This is a genomic window from Paraburkholderia sp. JPY465 (genome assembly GCF_050436725.1).
In the GTDB taxonomy this organism is placed as follows: Bacteria; Pseudomonadota; Gammaproteobacteria; order Burkholderiales; family Burkholderiaceae; genus Paraburkholderia; species Paraburkholderia youngii.
In genome coordinates this window covers 283,115-300,254 of record NZ_JBNDMT010000007.1, presented here as the reverse complement: position 1 = coordinate 300,254, position 17,140 = coordinate 283,115, and the positions used below count along the sequence as shown (strand labels likewise).

At 58.2% G+C, this 17,140-nt stretch carries 10 protein-coding genes and 8 pseudogenes; 11 read left to right on the top strand and 7 right to left on the bottom strand.

The window, feature by feature from the left end; translation table 11 throughout:
* Positions 1–73 precede the first annotated feature (73 nt).
* Both QFZ94_RS42030 and QFZ94_RS42025 read left to right on the top strand, forming a co-directional pair.
* Complete coding sequence (locus QFZ94_RS42030) at positions 74–1,030, top strand: ABC-three component system protein (RefSeq protein WP_429463928.1); 957 nt, start codon at positions 74–76, stop codon at positions 1,028–1,030.
* Positions 918–1,148, top strand: coding sequence for an ABC-three component system protein (locus QFZ94_RS42025; RefSeq protein WP_429463926.1), 231 nt, complete (start codon positions 918–920; stop codon positions 1,146–1,148). The genes QFZ94_RS42030 and QFZ94_RS42025 overlap by 113 nt, the downstream gene beginning before the upstream one ends.
* On the opposite strand, the gene QFZ94_RS42020 is transcribed toward QFZ94_RS42025, so the two are convergent.
* Positions 1,132–1,608: a hypothetical protein gene (locus tag QFZ94_RS42020; protein ID WP_429463924.1), complete on the bottom strand. Its 477-nt coding sequence runs from the start codon at positions 1,606–1,608 to the stop codon at positions 1,132–1,134. The genes QFZ94_RS42025 and QFZ94_RS42020 overlap by 17 nt on opposite strands.
* A gap of 136 nt (positions 1,609–1,744) precedes the next feature.
* Positions 1,745–1,981, bottom strand: a pseudogene (locus QFZ94_RS42015) (IS256 family transposase); the annotation flags it as partial.
* A 246-nt stretch (positions 1,982–2,227) separates the two neighbouring features.
* Between QFZ94_RS42015 and QFZ94_RS42010 the strand changes: the two are divergent.
* Positions 2,228–3,463 carry an IS110 family transposase gene (locus QFZ94_RS42010; RefSeq protein WP_429459802.1) on the top strand — a complete coding sequence of 412 codons (1,236 nt, stop codon included), beginning with the start codon at positions 2,228–2,230 and terminating at the stop codon, positions 3,461–3,463.
* 32 nt (positions 3,464–3,495) lie between these two features.
* Here the strand turns inward: QFZ94_RS42010 and QFZ94_RS42005 are convergent.
* Both QFZ94_RS42005 and QFZ94_RS42000 read right to left on the bottom strand, forming a co-directional pair.
* Positions 3,496–4,536, bottom strand: a pseudogene (locus QFZ94_RS42005) (IS256 family transposase); the annotation flags it as partial.
* A 711-nt stretch (positions 4,537–5,247) separates the two neighbouring features.
* Positions 5,248–5,805 carry a hypothetical protein gene (locus QFZ94_RS42000; protein WP_429463922.1) on the bottom strand — a complete coding sequence of 186 codons (558 nt, stop codon included), beginning with the start codon at positions 5,803–5,805 and terminating at the stop codon, positions 5,248–5,250.
* A gap of 1,213 nt (positions 5,806–7,018) precedes the next feature.
* Between QFZ94_RS42000 and QFZ94_RS41995 the strand changes: the two genes are divergently transcribed.
* The 4 genes and pseudogenes from QFZ94_RS41995 to QFZ94_RS41980 form a co-directional block, all read left to right on the top strand.
* Complete coding sequence (locus tag QFZ94_RS41995) at positions 7,019–7,741, top strand: IS6 family transposase (protein ID WP_429463920.1); 723 nt, start codon at positions 7,019–7,021, stop codon at positions 7,739–7,741.
* A gap of 54 nt (positions 7,742–7,795) precedes the next feature.
* Positions 7,796–7,958: pseudogene (locus tag QFZ94_RS41990) on the top strand (IS21 family transposase); the annotation flags it as partial.
* Between the two features lie 362 nt (positions 7,959–8,320).
* Positions 8,321–9,342, top strand: a pseudogene (locus QFZ94_RS41985) (IS3 family transposase).
* Between the two features lie 171 nt (positions 9,343–9,513).
* Positions 9,514–10,435 (top strand): annotated as a pseudogene (locus QFZ94_RS41980) (IS256 family transposase); the annotation flags it as partial.
* On the opposite strand, the gene QFZ94_RS41975 reads toward QFZ94_RS41980, so the two are convergent.
* The gene (locus tag QFZ94_RS41975; protein ID WP_429455971.1) at positions 10,432–11,592 is read right to left on the bottom strand and encodes an IS30 family transposase; all 1,161 of its coding nucleotides are present in this window, start codon (positions 11,590–11,592) and stop codon (positions 10,432–10,434) included. The pseudogene QFZ94_RS41980 and the gene QFZ94_RS41975 overlap by 4 nt on opposite strands.
* 66 nt (positions 11,593–11,658) lie before the next feature.
* Here QFZ94_RS41975 and QFZ94_RS41970 point away from each other — a divergent pair.
* Together QFZ94_RS41970 and QFZ94_RS41965 are read left to right on the top strand one after the other, a co-directional pair.
* Positions 11,659–12,012, top strand: a pseudogene (locus QFZ94_RS41970) (transposase); the annotation flags it as partial.
* Between the two features lie 275 nt (positions 12,013–12,287).
* The gene (locus QFZ94_RS41965) at positions 12,288–13,940 is read left to right on the top strand and encodes a DPP IV N-terminal domain-containing protein (RefSeq protein ID WP_429463919.1); all 1,653 of its coding nucleotides are present in this window, start codon (positions 12,288–12,290) and stop codon (positions 13,938–13,940) included.
* 10 nt (positions 13,941–13,950) lie between these two features.
* Here the strand turns inward: QFZ94_RS41965 and QFZ94_RS41960 are convergent, their stop codons facing one another.
* Positions 13,951–14,985 carry an IS630 family transposase gene (locus QFZ94_RS41960; protein ID WP_429455136.1) on the bottom strand — a complete coding sequence of 345 codons (1,035 nt, stop codon included), beginning with the start codon at positions 14,983–14,985 and terminating at the stop codon, positions 13,951–13,953.
* Positions 14,986–15,000: 15 nt separating this feature from the next.
* On the opposite strand from QFZ94_RS41960, the gene QFZ94_RS41955 reads away from it, so the two are divergent.
* Positions 15,001–15,720, top strand: a complete 720-nt coding sequence (locus tag QFZ94_RS41955; RefSeq protein WP_429463918.1) for a S9 family peptidase — start codon at positions 15,001–15,003, stop codon at positions 15,718–15,720.
* An 818-nt stretch (positions 15,721–16,538) separates the two neighbouring features.
* Positions 16,539–16,931: pseudogene (locus QFZ94_RS41950) on the top strand (transposase); the annotation flags it as partial.
* On the opposite strand, the pseudogene QFZ94_RS41945 reads toward QFZ94_RS41950, so the two are convergent.
* A pseudogene (locus QFZ94_RS41945) lies at positions 16,818–17,108 on the bottom strand (LacI family DNA-binding transcriptional regulator); the annotation flags it as partial. The pseudogenes QFZ94_RS41950 and QFZ94_RS41945 sit on opposite strands and share 114 nt — an antisense overlap.
* Positions 17,109–17,140 lie beyond the last annotated feature (32 nt).

Below are 17,140 nucleotides of genomic sequence, written 5' to 3'. Positions count from 1 at the left end.
ACAGCTAAGCCGCCGTGCCCGCCGCGGCGGCGCTCTCGGTTCTGAATTTCTCGCCAACTCAAACAAGAACGGAATGTCTGCCCAAGCGAAGCTCAAAAAACCAAAGGCCAATCGCTTGGTAGTGAAGCGAGGTACGGTCCCGCCATCCGTTTTCCTGCACACGGTTTCAGATAAGGAATGGGAGGAGTTCATTGCTGCCGCGTGTCGCCAGCGGACGATTGGCGCCGCCAGGTATGTCTCCGTCAAGGTGCTCGGGAACGCCGGTGACAAGCGGCGAGACGTCGAAGCGCGGCTGCATGCCACCTTGGTTCCGGACGGCTGGGATTTGTACCAGGCCAAGCACTATGAACATCGTCTCACGCCAAGTGATGCCTATCCTGAGCTTGTGAAATTCTTCGGTCATCTGCTGGCCAAGAGCTTCCCGGTGCCGAGAAAGTACTACTTCTGTGCGCCAAAGAACGCGGGCCCGGAACTGCACGATTTGTTGGCCAGTCCTGCCGATCTGCGGGCAGGGCTTCTCGTTGCATGGAAGGCCGGTACCCAAGGTCTGAAAAGCCATGTCGCAAAGCTGACTGCTCAAATGGAAGCGTTCATTAATGCATTCGACTTCACGCGGTTCGAGGAGTGTCAGGTTGTGGATCTGCTGGACTGGCACGCGCACGACTCCATCGCTCACTGTGCCCTTTTTGGAATCGAGCCGGAGCGCGGTGACGACCCGGTTGTACCGGCGGAGGCTCAGCCCAATGAAATGACCTACGTCGAGGAGCTTATACGGGCGTACACGGAGGCGGAAGGCAATGGCCTGCCGATGGATCAGGCCATGGTTCAGGCACACGACGCATACCGTGAGCACCTCGCGGCGGCTCGTGAAACGTTCTATGCGGCCGAAGGCCTGCGGCGCTTTAGCCGCGATCTCTATGTCGAGGACGAGTTTGGGAAGCTGCTCGGAGATGGTCAGGAAGGGAATACGGCTGAAGATCAACAGCCCACTCCTGAAAACCGGCCTCCAGCGGCACGACGCGGCGATTGATGCCGCCCAGGGGCTCACCGTGACCGATAGCGTATTACACGCCCGGCTCCGCGGCGGCGATCTGCCGGGCACCTGCCACCACTTGGTCAACGAGAAGCACTTCAAATGGGTTCGGTGAATCGCAAGCATCCTGAGCTGTTCACTTCGTACCGTGTGCCCGGCAGGACGCGGGCGCCGCGCTCATTGGCGGATATCACGTACACGCCTTCGACGAAGCCGTTGCGGAAAAACTGTGTGTACCCTTGTACTACGCCATTCACCTCGTTTCTGAGCCCCAGTGCGCCGTCGAGGTTGACCCGGGAGTTTGTCGGTGTTCCGCCAATGGCGGGCATCTGGCGAGCGAAATCGAGATAGGGTAGAGGGTCGATGCTGCCTGTGCCGAGCGCGGCTTGGGTTGGAATCAGATGCAGCACCCAGAGTGGGCCTTCGGCGAGCCTGCAGGGCGCATCACCTGACAGGAGCTTGCCCAAACGTTCGGTCCGGAAGTCTCGCACCTTCTGCGCTTGGTTTTCCGAGCGGACGAACAGTTCACGAATTTCGGGCACATTCAGTTCGCGCTTACGCAAAACCGAATCCATTCACCTGCATCTCATCCAGGCGCTTGACCCGCTCACCTTGCATCTGCCCACCAGTATGGCGTGAGAACAGATTCTCAATCGCGAGGATCTGGGCCGTGAGTTAAAGTCAAATCTGGTGTATGCGGTCTCGGCGTAATCAGGCGGCTAGCGATTGCTGAGCCGGTGTGCTGTCGGTCACCGGTTCTCCATCCTTGAACGTCATCCCGTCAAGCATCGAAGTGAGCTTTTCCGGGGCGCGGATGCGCCGCCACGATTCTTCGGCCGACTCGATCAGCTTGAACGCCAGCCCGAGGAACGTCGCGCGCGATACACAGTTGCGCGTGCGTTTCGTGCGATGGCGCACCGTCGCAAAGGTCGATTCAATCGGGTTCGTAACCGGCATGATATAGCCGGTGCCTCGCGTTCCCGCGCCCAGCGGTTTGAGCGTATGGTGTGACCATCCGGGACAGGGGCACTGGGGAGCACTTCGGGTGGGCAGGCCGTTGTTACATGATGAGCCGCGAGCTCGTGTTAGTAGTTGGCCGCCCCTGCGACCCGCCCGGTTGCGCTGTGAGCGCGAATCCGTAGTTGTCGTGCTGCCCCACCGGCTCCCAACAGTGATCTGATACGGGAGACGGTTATGCGAATCGTGGGATTTGATGTTTCGCGCTCCGTGGCCGAGATCGCGTACCTGGAGAATGGCCTGATGCATGCCGGCGGCCGTACCGGGTTGCGACGCGACCAGCTGGAACGCTTTGCCGAGAACCTACGTGCCACCGATCACGTGGTGCTCGAGGCAACCGGCAACACTGCCGCCATCGTCAACGTGCTCCGCCGTCACGTCGCGCGTGTGGCGATTGCGAATCCGCTGCAAGTCCGGCTGATCGCCGAAGCCCGCGTCAAAACGGACAAGATCGATGCGGCCGTGCTGGCACAACTGTATGCAAGCGGCTTTCTGCCGGAAGTCTGGATGCCAGACGAGCGCACGCTGGCGTTGCGTCGGCAGATCTCGCGCCGTTCGCAGCTGGTGCGGCAACGCACGCGGCTGAAGAACGAGGTTCACGCCGTGCTGGCGGCGCATCTGATCGAGCGGTGTCCTGCCACCGATCTGTTTGGCAGGAAGGGGCGTGCATGGCTCAGCGTTCAACCGCTGCCGCTGGATGAACGCCTGGGCATCGAGCAGCGACTGCGCGAACTGGACCGCCTCGGCGAAGATCTGCGTGAGGTGGAGCAGGCACTCGCGCAAGCGACCATCGACGACGCGCGACTACGCGTGATGCTGACGATTACCGGCGTCAATACCACGGTGGCGATCGGGCTGCTATCGGCCATCGGCGACATCGAGCGGTTTCCGAATCCGGAGAAGCTGGTGAGCTACTTCGGGCTCAATCCGTCGGTCTATCAATCCGGCCCAACACCGGCCAGGCACGGCCACATCACCAAGCGCGGCCGCTCTTACGCACGGGCGATGCTGGTCGAGGCTGCCTGGGGCGCCACGCAGGCGCCCGGGCCACTGCGCGCCTTCTTCCTGCGCGTGCGCGATCGCCGCGGCCAACAAATTGCCGTCGTAGCGACCGCTCGCAAGCTCGCCGTGATCGTCTGGTATGTGATGACACGTGGCGAACCGTTCGCGTGGGATCGTCCCGCGTTAACCGCGCACAAGCTGCGCGCGCTGGAACTGCAGGCTGGAATGCCGGCGCAGCATGGCTCGCGCAAAGGTTCGGCTGCCGCCTACAGTCTGAAGAGCGTCCGCCAGCAGGAGCGAGCCATGGCCGAGCAGTCCGAGCGAACCTATCAGAGACTGTTTAACCGATGGAAGCAGTCGCGCCCCAAATCAGACAGCGCGCCGATACGGTGGCCGGAAGCGCGGACATAGCGAACGAGCGAAGTACGGCGTGAGGGCTTGTGTATTTCATCCGTGGTGCGCAGATGCTGCCAGTGTTCAGCCGGGAAATCGTAAAACGCGAGCAGCTCGTCACGATCTTCCGTCAGCTTTTCGGCGACCTTCGGGTACTTTGCCGAGTACGCGTCGACGAAGTGATTGAATGCGGCCAGTGCATCAGCGCGCGTGGCCGCCATCCAGATGTCCTGCATCGCCTTCTTGCCTCGAGCCTGCTGCGATTTCGGCAGCGCATTGAGCACGTTACCCATCTTGTGAAACCAGCAGCGCTGATGCTTCGTCTGCGGGAACACTTCCTCCATCGCGGCCCAGAATCCCATCGCGCCATCGCCGCAGGCCAGCAGTGGCCCCGACGGCAGGCCGCGCTTCTTCAGATCGAGCAGCAGTTCGCTCCACGATGCCTTCGATTCCCGGTAGCCGTCACCGATGGCCACACGTTCCTTCGTCCCGTCCGGTTTGACGCCAATGATCACCAGCAGGCACTGGCCGTCGGAATCGTCGCTGCGCACACCGGTGTGAATGCCGTCGGCCCACCAGTAGACCCAGCGCGCCGACGACAGCTCACGCCGATTCCACTGCTCATGCTCATCGGCCCATTGGGCCTTCAGCCGGCTCACGACGTTCGGCGACATGCCGCTGACCTGGCCGCCCAGCATGATGCCCATAGCTTCGCTCATGTCGCCCGTCGAGATGCCTCGCAGGTACAGCCACGGCAGCGCTGCCGACACGCGCGCGGACTTGCGCACGTACGGCGGCACGATCGTCGAATTGAACCGGATGCCCGAGCCCGAACGATCCCGCACCTTCGGCACCTGAACCGTCACCGGACCGATCGCTGTGACGACCTCGCGCTCGGGCAGGTAGCCGTTGCGCACCACGGCACGCCGGCCGTCGATCGACTTCACGTTGCTGTACTGTTCGAGCATGGTCGCCAGTTCCACCTCGACTGCCTGCTGAATGATCTGCCGCGCGCCTTGCTGGATCAGCTCATCTAGCACGCTTTTCGTTTGCGCTTTACTGCTGTTCGATTCTTGCGTAATCTTCTTCATGGTGGTCGGGTCCGGCCTTCTCGGGTTCGCTGGTTGTGCCTTTGACAAGCAACATTCTCGCTAGACCGCCACCGCCTTCTCAAATTCCCGCCGCTCCCGCTGTACACCAGATTCGACAATAGCTCTTGTTGCTGCGCGACGTGTTGTGTAAAGAGACGCATTCTATTCGCAATGATTTTTGCATTGACGCGCGAGGTCACATTGAATGAAACCTGCCAGCGCCTCGCCGCGGTGGCAATCAAAGCGTCGAAGCCGGCGTCGGCGCGCGCGCGGCGAAACATCCTTTCGTAAAACCTCACAACTTCTACCACCGCATCACAGGTAACCCACGTCGCGCCGCTCCGCCACCTTTCGCCGCGATCCCAGCGAGATGTGTGACCGTCCCGCCACCATATCCGATCTCTTTCCGCAAACAGCCGGAGTCGAGCCTGACCAGCTCAGCCAGTCGCATCCCTACGAGAAACAGCATGATCGTGAAGCAGGCACCATCTGTCAAAACCAATGCACGCCATACGACATGATGTTCGTTCATTCCATCGTGCGGTATCTGGTAAGCTAGACGCTAGTATCCTTCCTCGGTTGGCAGGGCTTTGAAGAAGCCGCCCCTGATCTTTCTGGGCTGGTACTGCGTAGTTCCTATTTGGTCGATTAGTAGACGTTCGCCGCGCTCATACACTTCGAGCAGATAGTCGCCGTGTGTACGTAACCACGTTATCGCGGCACCGAGCAAGGGAAGAGCAACTGACTCGTCAAGTGCCCTCCACGTCGAACTGCGTCCCCGTCGTCGCGTCGCTTCAATATCCAGTGCGTAGAGTCAATGAGAAGGGGGCTCGGATACTGGTGCCGGACCTCCCACATCTCATGGAGCAGCTTTCCCCGCATGTACAATGTGTGTGGGGCGACTTCGCCGCCTCCATCTTTCCGCATAGTGCTGAATGTCATGTAGTCGACTATGTCGGTCACGCGCAGATCCGAAAACGACCAGACGTCTTTTGACGTCATCCATCTGATCAGCCGACGAAGATCGTGAACCCAGTTAAGGACGGTCGAATGCGCGAGTCTCTCTCCTCTGTGGTCGCGCGGCGATTCGACCAAGGCAATCAGCAAACCTTTCGATGATGCCAACAAACTCTGCCGTTGCTTTGTGGTTCCACCGTTCAAAGGCAGCAAGGAGCGCCAGTCGATGCAGGCTGTTTTGCCGTCGTAGAGAGCCTGCACAGAAAGATGCCAGTAGTAACGGCCGCGACGCACGATGACACCGTTTGACATACCAAACTACTCCAGGCAGGGCACAACGCGCGGTCTGACAAGCTTTCGCGCTTCTGCAACGACCGACGGATGAACGGCGGGTAGCTGCGGGCTGCACCTGCCCCGCGCTTATTCTCTGGGCGTGCTCGCGAAAGGCGAGAAATTCGATCCATCGCACGTATGTATTGCTCCGCGCGCGGTGATTTGCGCAACAGACAGCTGAGTCAGCCATCAACCACGATCCACTTTGCACTCGAAGACGCAACAGGTAAAGGATAGCGACAGGTCAGACCGGCAGCGGGCGAACTCGATGAACCGTAAGGCGCCAAATCGCATCTATTCGCCGTCCCAGGGATGGAGTCCCGCTGCGCGGTTACTATCCGGGCCCGGGCGGAACCACAGCGCCCAGTAAGGCCGTTTATGGGCATGCAGTCTGTCTCGCCGCCGTCCGCACCACCAACGTCTCGAACGACACCGAAGCTTGGTCAGCGACGCATTAAAACCCGCTTGTCAAAATGGGGAGGTCCTTATAGGCGGGTCAGGCCTTCAGAACCTTCGCAACGCCAGCCGCCAACGTCTTTCGCAAAATTCGTTCCTTCTCCACTGGCTCTTCGGGCGAATTCTTCATGCCCTGCTTTTACAGTACCTCCTTAGCGCGACGGAGCCGGAAAACGAGGGTGTCGTCATCGCCAACCTCGTCAACCTGTGGAACGCGTTCGGCAAGTGCGTGTGCGTAAAAGATCTATAGTTGCGTCTGCAACAACATACGGGAATGTCTGGTGCCGCAAGAGCGGGACTGTTTTTGTAGCACCCCTCGTTTGGACTTTCTGTCCAGCCGGCGGGGCATGGACTAGGTTTAGCCATTTTCAGCTTAGCTAAATCGTCTTTATTTTTCAGCAATATCCAATCTTGAATAAATATTTGCGGCCCCACGGGAACTTGACCTTGAGGCCCAGGCTCCGAATTCGGAAGGTCAGGTGAATAAACGGATTGCTGCCACACTCGACAATCCGAATGAAATCCATTCTGTGCGCAATAGGCTGGATTATCGGCGGAATTAGTATTAAGTTGAAGCGAATAACCGCTCGCAGGTTTCGCTAAGCCGCTTACAACGGTTCCCGGGAAGCTCCCAATTGCCGAGGTCGTGAGCCGGTCGTCTGTGCGATATAATCGGGGTTCTGTCGCGCCAAGGTGCCGGGTTAAAATTTGCGTTCGATCCTGAGTGACGAACAGCATGGGCCAGACGAAGAAGACACCACGCGCGACGTTGCCTCCGGGCATCGGCAAAGGTCTCAAGCGACTGCACTATCCGTTGGACGTGATCCTGCTGTGCGTACGCTGGTATGTGGCTTACTCGTTGAGCCTGCGAAATCTCGAGGAGATGATGGCAGAGCGAGGCATCGAGGTCGACCATTCGAGCGTGCACCGCTGGGTTATCAAGGTCGTACCGCTGTTTGAGAAGGCGTTTCGCCGCCACAAGCGCCCGGTGGGCAAGAGCTGGAGGATGGACGAGACGTACGTCAAGGTCAGAGGCCAATGGAAGTATTTGTACCGCGCTGTCGACAAGCAGGGCAACACAGTCGATTTCCTGCTGCGTGCCCATCGAGACAAGGCCGCTGCGCGCCGCTACTTTGAGAAGGCGACTGACCAGAACGGCGAGCCCGAGACGATTACCGTGGACAAGAGCGGTGCGAATCTGGCTGCGCTCGAGGCTCTCAACGCCGGGCGCGATACGCCGATCAAGATCCGCCAGAACAAGTATCTGAACAACATCATCGAGCAGGACCACCGAGCGATCAAACGCATCATCAAACCGATGATGGGATTCAAGGACTTTCGCTGTGCCCGCATCATTCTGTCTGGCATCGAAGTGATGCATATGATCCGCAAGGGACAGATGCAAGACGATCGCGTCGCCCGAACGGTTGCCGGGCAGTTCTACCTGCTGGCTATGTAAGCAATCCTATGTACATTCACTCATTTGATCTGCCATCGTTATCGCGACAGAACCCTAGCGATTCGTGACGCACTGTTCCCGCGTTAGGCTTACCGCAGAACCTGGGAGCAACTCGATGCCCGCATGTCACAACGCGACGCATGCAAGACGATGTCAGCCTGCTTGAGCTCGCGGGCCTGCACGGGGTGGGGCCGTACTGGCAGGGAAGCTTCATGCGAATGACAACTACCCCGTTGGGCCGCAGTCGAATTCAATGCCCGCGATCGTGCGAGTTTTGAGATGCGGAGCGGTACGCGTTCGGACAAATCGCAGCAGGTTGCGCGGTGGCCATTCAGTGAGCCTGTGCACGAGGTAGACGTACGGCTCAAGGTCGCTGGCGCTGCATACGAGCACGACTTAGTCAACGGGGGGGCTGGCCATCTCCGTGTGCAGTGACGCATTTCCGCCAATCGGGCCGACGGTTGTAGGAAATGTTGGGTTGCGGACAAACAGAGGTGGCGCCGAGAATTCGGACAGTTCGTTGAGTGGAAAAGCAGGGGCGTGAGTCGGTCATAATGGGCGGCAACAAGGAACCAGAAGATGACGAAACGAAACCGACGGACACACTCAGCAGCGTTCAAGGCAAAGGTGGCACTCGCGGCGCTCAAGGGCGACAAGACGCTGGCAGAGCTGGCCCAGCAGTTTGATGTCCATCCGAATCAGATCACGGACTGGAAGAAGCAACTGCAGGAGCGGGTTGCCGATGTGTTCGAAGCGGGCAACTCGGCGCCAGCGGCACCGCCAGTCGACGTGAAGGTACTGCACGCGAAGATCGGGCAGTTGACGCTGGAGAATGATTTTTTAGAAAGCGCGCTCAGCAAGGCCGGGATTGCTGGGCGTAAGGCGATGATTGATCGTGGCGGCTGGTAGGCATCAGCCGGGCGAGCGCCTATTACCAATCGCGTGGGGTGCTGCGTCGCGAAGGCAGCAAGGTCGGGCGCAGGCACGCCGGCACCTTGATGAAGCGCATGGGCGTCGAGGCGTTGTATCGCAAGCCGAACACGAGCCGCAAGCATGCAGCCCACAGGATCTGGCCATACCTGCTACGCAACCGGAAGATCGACCGGGCCAATCAGGTCTGGGCACTCGATACGAGCTATATCCCGATGGCGCGCGGCTTCGTCTATCTGACGGCCGTCGTGGACTGGGCGAGTCGTCGGGTGCTGGCATACCGGGTGGCGATCACGCTGGAGAGCTGCCACGCTGTCGAGGCGCTGGAGGAAGCGTTTGCGAAATACGGGCTGCCTGAGATCGTCAACACGGATCAAGGCAGCCCCGTTCACCGCAACCGATTCACCGACGCGGTGCTCAGCCGGAACGTTCCTCTGTCCATGGATGGAAAGGGCGCCTGGCGTGACAACGTGTTCGTCGAACGGGTGTGGCGCAGCGTCAAATATGAAGAGGTCTATCTGAAAGCCTATGACTCGGTCAGCCACGCCCGCAGCTCAATCGGCGATCACCTGAACGGGTATAACCAGAACCGGCCTGATGCCAGGCTGGCCGACCAGACACTGGATGAAGCATACTTCGCCACGCTGCCAGCGATAAAATCGGCAGCCTGATTGCCTCAGCGATTCCACTTAAAAACTCGCGGATCCTGTCTGAACGGAGCTATTGTCGAATCTGGTGTACAGCGGGAGCGGCGGGAATTTGAGATGGCGGTGGCGGTCTAGCGAGAATGTTGCTTGTCAAAGGCACAACCAGCGAACCCGAGAAGGCCGGACCCGACCACCATGAAGAAGATTACGCAAGAAGCGAACAGCAGTAAAGCGCAAACGAAAAGCGTGCTAGATGAGCTGATCCAGCAAGGCGCGCGGCAGATCATTCAGCAGGCAGTCGAGGTGGAACTGGCGACCATGCTCGAACAGTACAGCAACGTGAAGTCGATCGACGGCCGGCGTGCCGTGGTGCGCAACGGCTACCTGCCCGAGCGCGAGGTCGTCACAGCGATCGGTCCGGTGACGGTTCAGGTGCCGAAGGTGCGGGATCGTTCGGGCTGGGGCATCCGGTTCAATTCGACGATCGTGCCGCCGTACGTGCGCAAGTCCGCGCGCGTGTCGGCAGCGCTGCCGTGGCTGTACCTGCGAGGCATCTCGACGGGCGACATGAGCGAAGCTATGGGCATCATGCTGGGCGGCCAGGTCAGCGGCATGTCGCCGAACGTCGTGAGCCGGCTGAAGGCCCAATGGGCCGATGAGCATGAGCAGTGGAATCGGCGTGAGCTGTCGTCGGCGCGCTGGGTCTACTGGTGGGCCGACGGCATTCACACCGGTGTGCGCAGCGACGATTCCGACGGCCAGTGCCTGCTGGTGATCATTGGCGTCAAACCGGACGGGACGAAGGAACGTGTGGCCATCGGTGACGGCTACCGGGAATCGAAGGCATCGTGGAGCGAACTGCTGCTCGATCTGAAGAAGCGCGGCCTGCCGTCGGGGCCACTGCTGGCCTGCGGCGATGGCGCGATGGGATTCTGGGCCGCGATGGAGGAAGTGTTCCCGCAGACGAAGCATCAGCGCTGCTGGTTTCACAAGATGGGTAACGTGCTCAATGCGCTGCCGAAATCCGCAGCAGGCTCGAGGCAAGAAGGCGATGCAGGACATCTGGATGGCGGCCACGCGCGCTGATGCACTGGCCGCATTCAATCGGCGGATTCAACCGGTCGATGCAATAGTTTGGTTAAACCGCTCGGCTGGCGTTTCGTAATTCAGTGTCTTCCTCGGACGTTCATTGAGCCGTCTCGCCACAGCATTGAGCCTAGTCTGTGAATACACCGACAGGTCGGTACCTTTCGGGAAGTATTGCCTCAACAGTCCATTCGTGTTCTCGTTCGACCCACGCTGCCAGGGATGTTGTGGGTCGCAGAAGTAGACGGCAATGTCCGTGGCAACAGTAAAGCGTTTGTGGCTGGCCATCTCAGTGCCGCGATCCCAGGTTAGCGATTTGTAGAGTTCCTGGGGCAATTTGCAGGCATGTTTGATGAGCGCATCGGCAACCACCTCGCTGTCCTTGCTGGCAATCTTCACCAGCATCACATAGCGTGTCTGGCGCTCGACGAGCGTCGCAATCTGGCTGCTCCCGCTGCCGCAAAGCAGATCACCCTCCCAATGTCCCGGCACTGCGCGGTCCTCGATCGTGGCTGGACGTTCGCTGATCGACACCGTGTCGCGGATCCTGCCGTGGTCGCCCGTCTTCTGCGTGTAATGGCGGGAACGCCGCATGACCCGGGTACGCCGCAAATGTTCGAGCAATTCCTTCTTCAAGACACCACGGGCCTGGATGAAGAGACTGCGGTAGATGGTCTCGTGTGACACGTGGTAATCCTCGTTGTCCGGGTACGCGCGCCTGAGCCATCCCGCGATCTGCTCGGGCGACCACTCCAGTTGAAGTTTGTCTGCCACGATGCGTGCCAACATCCGGTGTTCGACCAGCTTACAGACTTTGGGCCGCTGCGCCCGATCCCAGGCAAGCTGATCGGCGTGACTTGCCCGATAGCCATCCTGCCCACTGTTGCGTTTGATCTCGCGGCAGATGGTAGAGGGAGCCCGCGCAAGCCGACTGGCGATTGACTGGATCGAATCGCCAGCAACAAGCGCGCTCGATATCTCTTCCCGCTCGGCTAATGTTAGCGCCAGCCGCGAACGATGTCGCTTTGCCGGCGGGATTCCACCGGCTTCGCCGATGATCCGCTGCACGGACGAGTGGTGGCGATCGAAGAGCTGGGCGATATGCTCGAGAGACTCACCCTTTCGCCAGCGCTCCCACATCAGCGCTTTCTGCTTCTCGCTGTAGTAAATCCGGTGTCGCTGTTTCATTTGCAACACTCCCGCCGCTCATGCAGCGTTCATTGTGTTGCATCGACCGGTTGAATCCGCCATCACTTCGTCGACGCGTACTCGGCAAAGTACCCGAAGGTCGCCGAAAAGCTGACGGAAGATCGTGACGAGCTGCTCGCGTTTTACGATTTCCCGGCTGAACACTGGCAGCATCTGCGCACCACGAACCCGATTGAATCGACCTTTGCGACGGTGCGCCATCGCACGAAACGCACGCGCAACTGTGTATCGCGCGCGACGTTCCTCGGGCTGGCGTTCAAGCTGATCGAGTCGGCCGAAGAATCGTGGCGGCGCATCCGCGCCCCGGAAAAGCTCACTTCGATGCTTGACGGGATGACGTTCAAGGATGGAGAACCGGTGACCGACAGCACACCGGCTCAGCAATCGCTAGCCGCCTGATTACGCCGAGACCGCATACACCAGATTTGACTTTAACTCCCTCGTTTGAACGAACGAGGCCACCTGTCGCGGCGTCTTCGCTGGCTTATTCATCTGCCGACTTGCAGTTTCCAAGACCGGCCACTCTACTTCCCGTTATCGCGACAGTACCTCACCGGTCGCCTCGCTTGCGATCAGCGGACACTGATCATACCCACTCGCATTCACTGATGGCATAACAATTGCTCCAAGGTAAGCCGACGGCGTAACCTGTACATAGTCAAGGCCAAACATCCATGCAAAAAATTGTCACCATCTTTCTGCTTCTAATTTCCTACTGCACGTTGCTATCGGCTGCTAACAACCAGGGGAACGGCACCATACACCCACCCTTTGCTCTTACCCCCTCAGACTTTCAGCGGGCTCTCACAGTTCGTTACCAGTACTCGGATAAGATTGTCAATTTCGTCGATACCCCCCCTTTCTGGCTTTCGCCCGAGACCCTTGCCTACCGACGGACGACACATGGTGAGCGCCAGTTCATTAAATTCAATATCAAAACTGGGAAGAAGCAACCGGCTTTCGATCATAGCCGCCTTGCCGAAGCATTAAATAAGGCGGCCTCCTCGAATTTCCGAGGCAATTCGCTGCCCTTTGACCGCTTCGAAATCGGACAAGACGGCAACCAGTTGCTGTTCTCCATTGATTCCGTTCAGTGGAGTTGTGATCTTTCAAGCTACATCTGCACTAGGATCTCTCAGGGCAAAATCTTGTCATTTCATAACGACTTCACGCCCACGGCTGAAAGCGATAGTCGAATAACAAGCGATTCACCGGACGGCAAGTGGAAAGCATATATCAAAAACTACAACGTCTTTCTAATGAGTAAGGACGGGTCAGTAAATGTACCGTTAAGTTCGGACGGGACAGAAGCGAACAATTACGTCTTCTCATCCCTAAAGTGGTCCCCTGACTCGAATCACCTCGCAGGTTACCGTGTCGCCGTCGGCCAACCGCGTCAAATCATGCTTGTCAATTCCTCAGCAACAAACCATCAAGCCAGGTATGAGCCATTAGCGTATCCCAAAGCGGGAGATATTCTTCCGCGACGGCAACCGGTACTATTCGACATAGTCAACAAGCGCATGGTCAATATCGACAATGCCTTGTTCCCGAATCCTTTTGACCTTTCCGAAATTAATTGGTGGAAGGGTGGGGAAAGCTTTACATTTGAGTACAACCAGCGCGGCCATCAGCTCTACCGAGTAATCGAGGTGGAGGCAGCCACCGGCCGTACGCGCTCTTTGATCGATGAGGTCAGCTCCACGTTGGTCGATTATACAGATTTAAGAAATAACCAAAGAAGTGCCGGAAAACACTTTCGTTACAACGTTAATGATGGAGAGGAAATTATCTGGGCATCCGAGCGCGATGGATTTGAACATCTGTACCTCTTTAATGGCCGTACCGGTGTTTTAGAAAACCAAATCACCAAAGGTGACTGGGTTGTCCGCGCGGTGGACCACATCGATCCGGTCAGAAGGGAAATCTGGTTTGAAGCAAGCGGAATGAATTTCGGTGAGGACCCTTATTTCGTTCATGCCTACCGAATTGGCTTCGACGGAAAGGGGCTGACATCACTTACGCCAGAACCGGCCAATCATCACATCGAGTTTTCTCCGGACGGTAGATTCTACGTCGACCTCTGGTCGCGTATCGACCTTCCCCCACGCATGGCGCTTTTCCGGTCTAGCGACAACGCTAAACTGATGCAGATCGAGAGCACCGACATCTCCCAACTCGAATCTAATGGATGGAGAGCACCAATCAATATTGTTGCCAAAGGGCGCGATGGTAAGACCGATATTTGGGGAATCATTCATCTACCAGATAGATTCGATCCACATCTGAAGTATCCTGTGGTGGAGGATATATTGATCCGGCAATAAAATGTTGAAATCAAGCCGCATAACGGACAGGATCGTGCTGGAAGTATCGCCGGATGCGTTCGGGTTGCTTCTGCACAACCCTGTAATGGTGCGCGGTGGCCTTGACCAGTTGCAGCCTGGTACGCGTTGGCGCCCGCCGTGTGACGCTTTGCTTGAGGTCGGCGTTGGCCATCTCGTTGGGATTGAGCTCAGGGCTGTAGCTGGGCAGATAGAACACCTCGATCCGGTCGCGGTGCCTGTCCAGCCAGGCCATCACGGCCTTGCCGTGATGGGCACGCAGATTGTCCAGGATCAGGAAGATCTTTTTCTTCGCCCCGGTGATCAGCCGTCGCATGAAGTCGATCAGGATGCCGGTGTTCAGCGCACCGTCGAAGATCTTCCAGCGCATCTGTCCTTTATTCGTCACGGTGGAGATGACCGACAGGCCGGCACGCTTCGCGTTGACCTTGAGCACCGGTGTCTTTCCCGTGGGCGCGTAACCGCGGCCCCGAACATCGTCGGAGCGCAGTCCGGTTTCATCGCCCCAGTGGACTTCGGCTCCTTCAGCCTGGGCCCGCTGCGCAATGGCAGGATAGTCTTCATCGAGCCACTTCCTGATCGCCGCCGGCGATTGCTCATAAGCCTTCTTCAATGGCTTTTGCGGGGTGAAGCCCCAGCGCGACAGATACAGCCCCATCGTACGAACCGGCACACGGATGCCGAACCGTTGTTCGATCACTTCGGCCACGCTCTGACGGGTCCACAGGGCATAAGGCATTTTCAACTGGTCAGGTGTGCGGTCCCGGATGATTTTCTGCACGACCCGCTCCTGATCTGCGCTCAGGCTGCGTCCGGTACCCGACGGACGACCGCGAGGTCCGACATCCACGGCACGCCAGCCGCCCGCCTCGTACGCCTTGCAGGCCGCAATCACCGTCGTGGGCGACATCTCGCAACGCAGAGCCACTTCTTTCAACGCTACGCCTTCGATGCGCATCTTCACCGCGCGGCGACGGCGTTCATTCAGTGCCGCCATCGGCAAGGTTCGGGAGTCGATTTTTTCCATACTACTTCCGACCATGTGCTGCGCTCAAAGTTTCAACATTTTATTGCCGGATCAATATATGCCGGCCCGCAAGGCTCATACGTCCCAAAGTCATTCACAACCACAACAGAGCCCCTTACCCAGTTGGGTTTTATCGTTGTGCAAATCGACGGAATGGGCACTAACAACCGTTCACGCCTTTTCCATGACGTCGCGTGGAAGAATCTGAAAGATGCAGGCCTTCCCGATCGCATTCTGTGGCATAAGGCGGCTGCCTCTGTATATCCCTGGTACGACATCTCGAATTTGGGAATCTTCGGTACATCAGCTGGCGGCCAGAACGCCGTTGATGCACTGCTATTCCATTCGGACTTCTATAAGGTTGCGGTAGCCAACAGTGGTTGCTATGACAACCGTATGGACAAGATATGGTGGAACGAACAGTGGATGGGCTGGCCCGTCGGCATCGAATACTCACAGTCCTCCGCCATCGACAATGCCGACAATCTGCGCGGCAAACTTATGCTTGTCGTGGGCGAAATGGACCACAATGTCGATCCGGCCTCCACCTTTGCGCTCGCCGACAGTCTCATTAAGGCGGGAAAGGAATTCGAAATGGTCTATGTGCCTGGTGCTGATCATGGGGCCCCCGGTATCTTCACCGAGCGTAAGCTCATGGATTTCTTCGTTCGCAATGTTTTCGGGCAAGACCCGCCTAATTGGAATGCCACATCGACGCATTTTCCGTCGAGTTGATGATCCTTTATACTGATCGCCGTGACATTGAGTTCATAGGTTTTTCTATAGTCACATTCAATCGTTTACGTTGGGCTCAGGACTGCTATTGTTTGCCTTCGTTGAACGCAAGCCCGCAAGATTCGTGTGGGAGACCGGCGCAGTGTCATCGCCGGTCGCTGAGCGTCGCCGTCGTTCAGGCGCTACGCCGAAAGCAGTGGGGTCAATGCCGTTGCGCGTTGGCGATCGTACTCGCTCTGGCGCTTGAAAATTTCTCGCCTCAGCGGTCGTGGACCTGAGGATTGAAAGTGGCACGGCCATTGGGATGCCAACGAGATCATTCGCTTGTAGGGGTTATAAGCTGGAACCGCCGATTTTTTCGAAATTCTTCGAAATTCAATAGTCGGCCCTGAACAATTCATTCTTCGATGCACCCGCATCAGGCCGGCGCAATGCTGCGGTCGAGCAAAGCAGCAAGAACGTATGCGCAAAAAAGGCGCAGCTTCCTGGCTTTGTTCAGCAGGGCATGGCTGCAGTTGGTTGCAGACGCAACTAGGCATTTTTAACGCAAACGGCCTTGCCGAAGCTGTTCCACAAATTCACGAGGTTCGCGATAATCACGCCCTCGCGCTGCTGAGATTCGGTTTTGCGCGTCAGTAGCCGCGTACCGATGCAACGCTTGATTCGCGAGATCTGCGCCTCGACCAGCGCACGCTGGCCATACCCGTATTTGTTGCGGAACGCATGGATGCCCTTGTCCTTGATGTACCGAACGAGATGGTCGTGCCAGCGCGTCGCCGGCTGATTGTGAACGGTACGGGCGCGACGCGAGCCAGACGCCGTGGCGCAAGATGCATCTGTCGATCGACCCGGAGATGAATGTCCACCAGATCGCGATTACCGAGGACAACGTCTCCGACGAGGCGGGCCTGAATGCGATGCTGGCAGTCGACGCGAACGTCGACTGCGTGATCGCCGACGGCGCGTACTACAGTATTGCGCAGACCGAGGCGTGGTCAGCCTGCGGCGTGCTGCCGGTGATTCCCCCACCGGCCAATGCGGTCGCTTTCAGCTCGTCGATACGCCGAGGATCGGGTTCGCCTCGCAAGGTGGTCGACCAGATAAGGGCTTCGGCGCAGGTTGGCCGAGCAGAAAATGCGGAACTCGACGGGCCCGGGAGGCGCGGGCGCGTCCACCACGCCGCACGCATTGAGCGCATGCTGCAATGCTGAGATCACCTGCCCGTCAGGGTCCTGGTCGATGGCGATATCCATCATGCCTTGCTCGATGTATTGCCTGTGGCGGTCGAGCATTTCATGGCCGACCCACACTATCTTGCCCGCCGCGCCCACCCTGCGCAACGCCGCTTCGATCCCTTCCGATCCGTATCCGCTGTTGTAGATGCCGACCGCAGAGTTAAAGTCAAATCTGGTGTATGCGG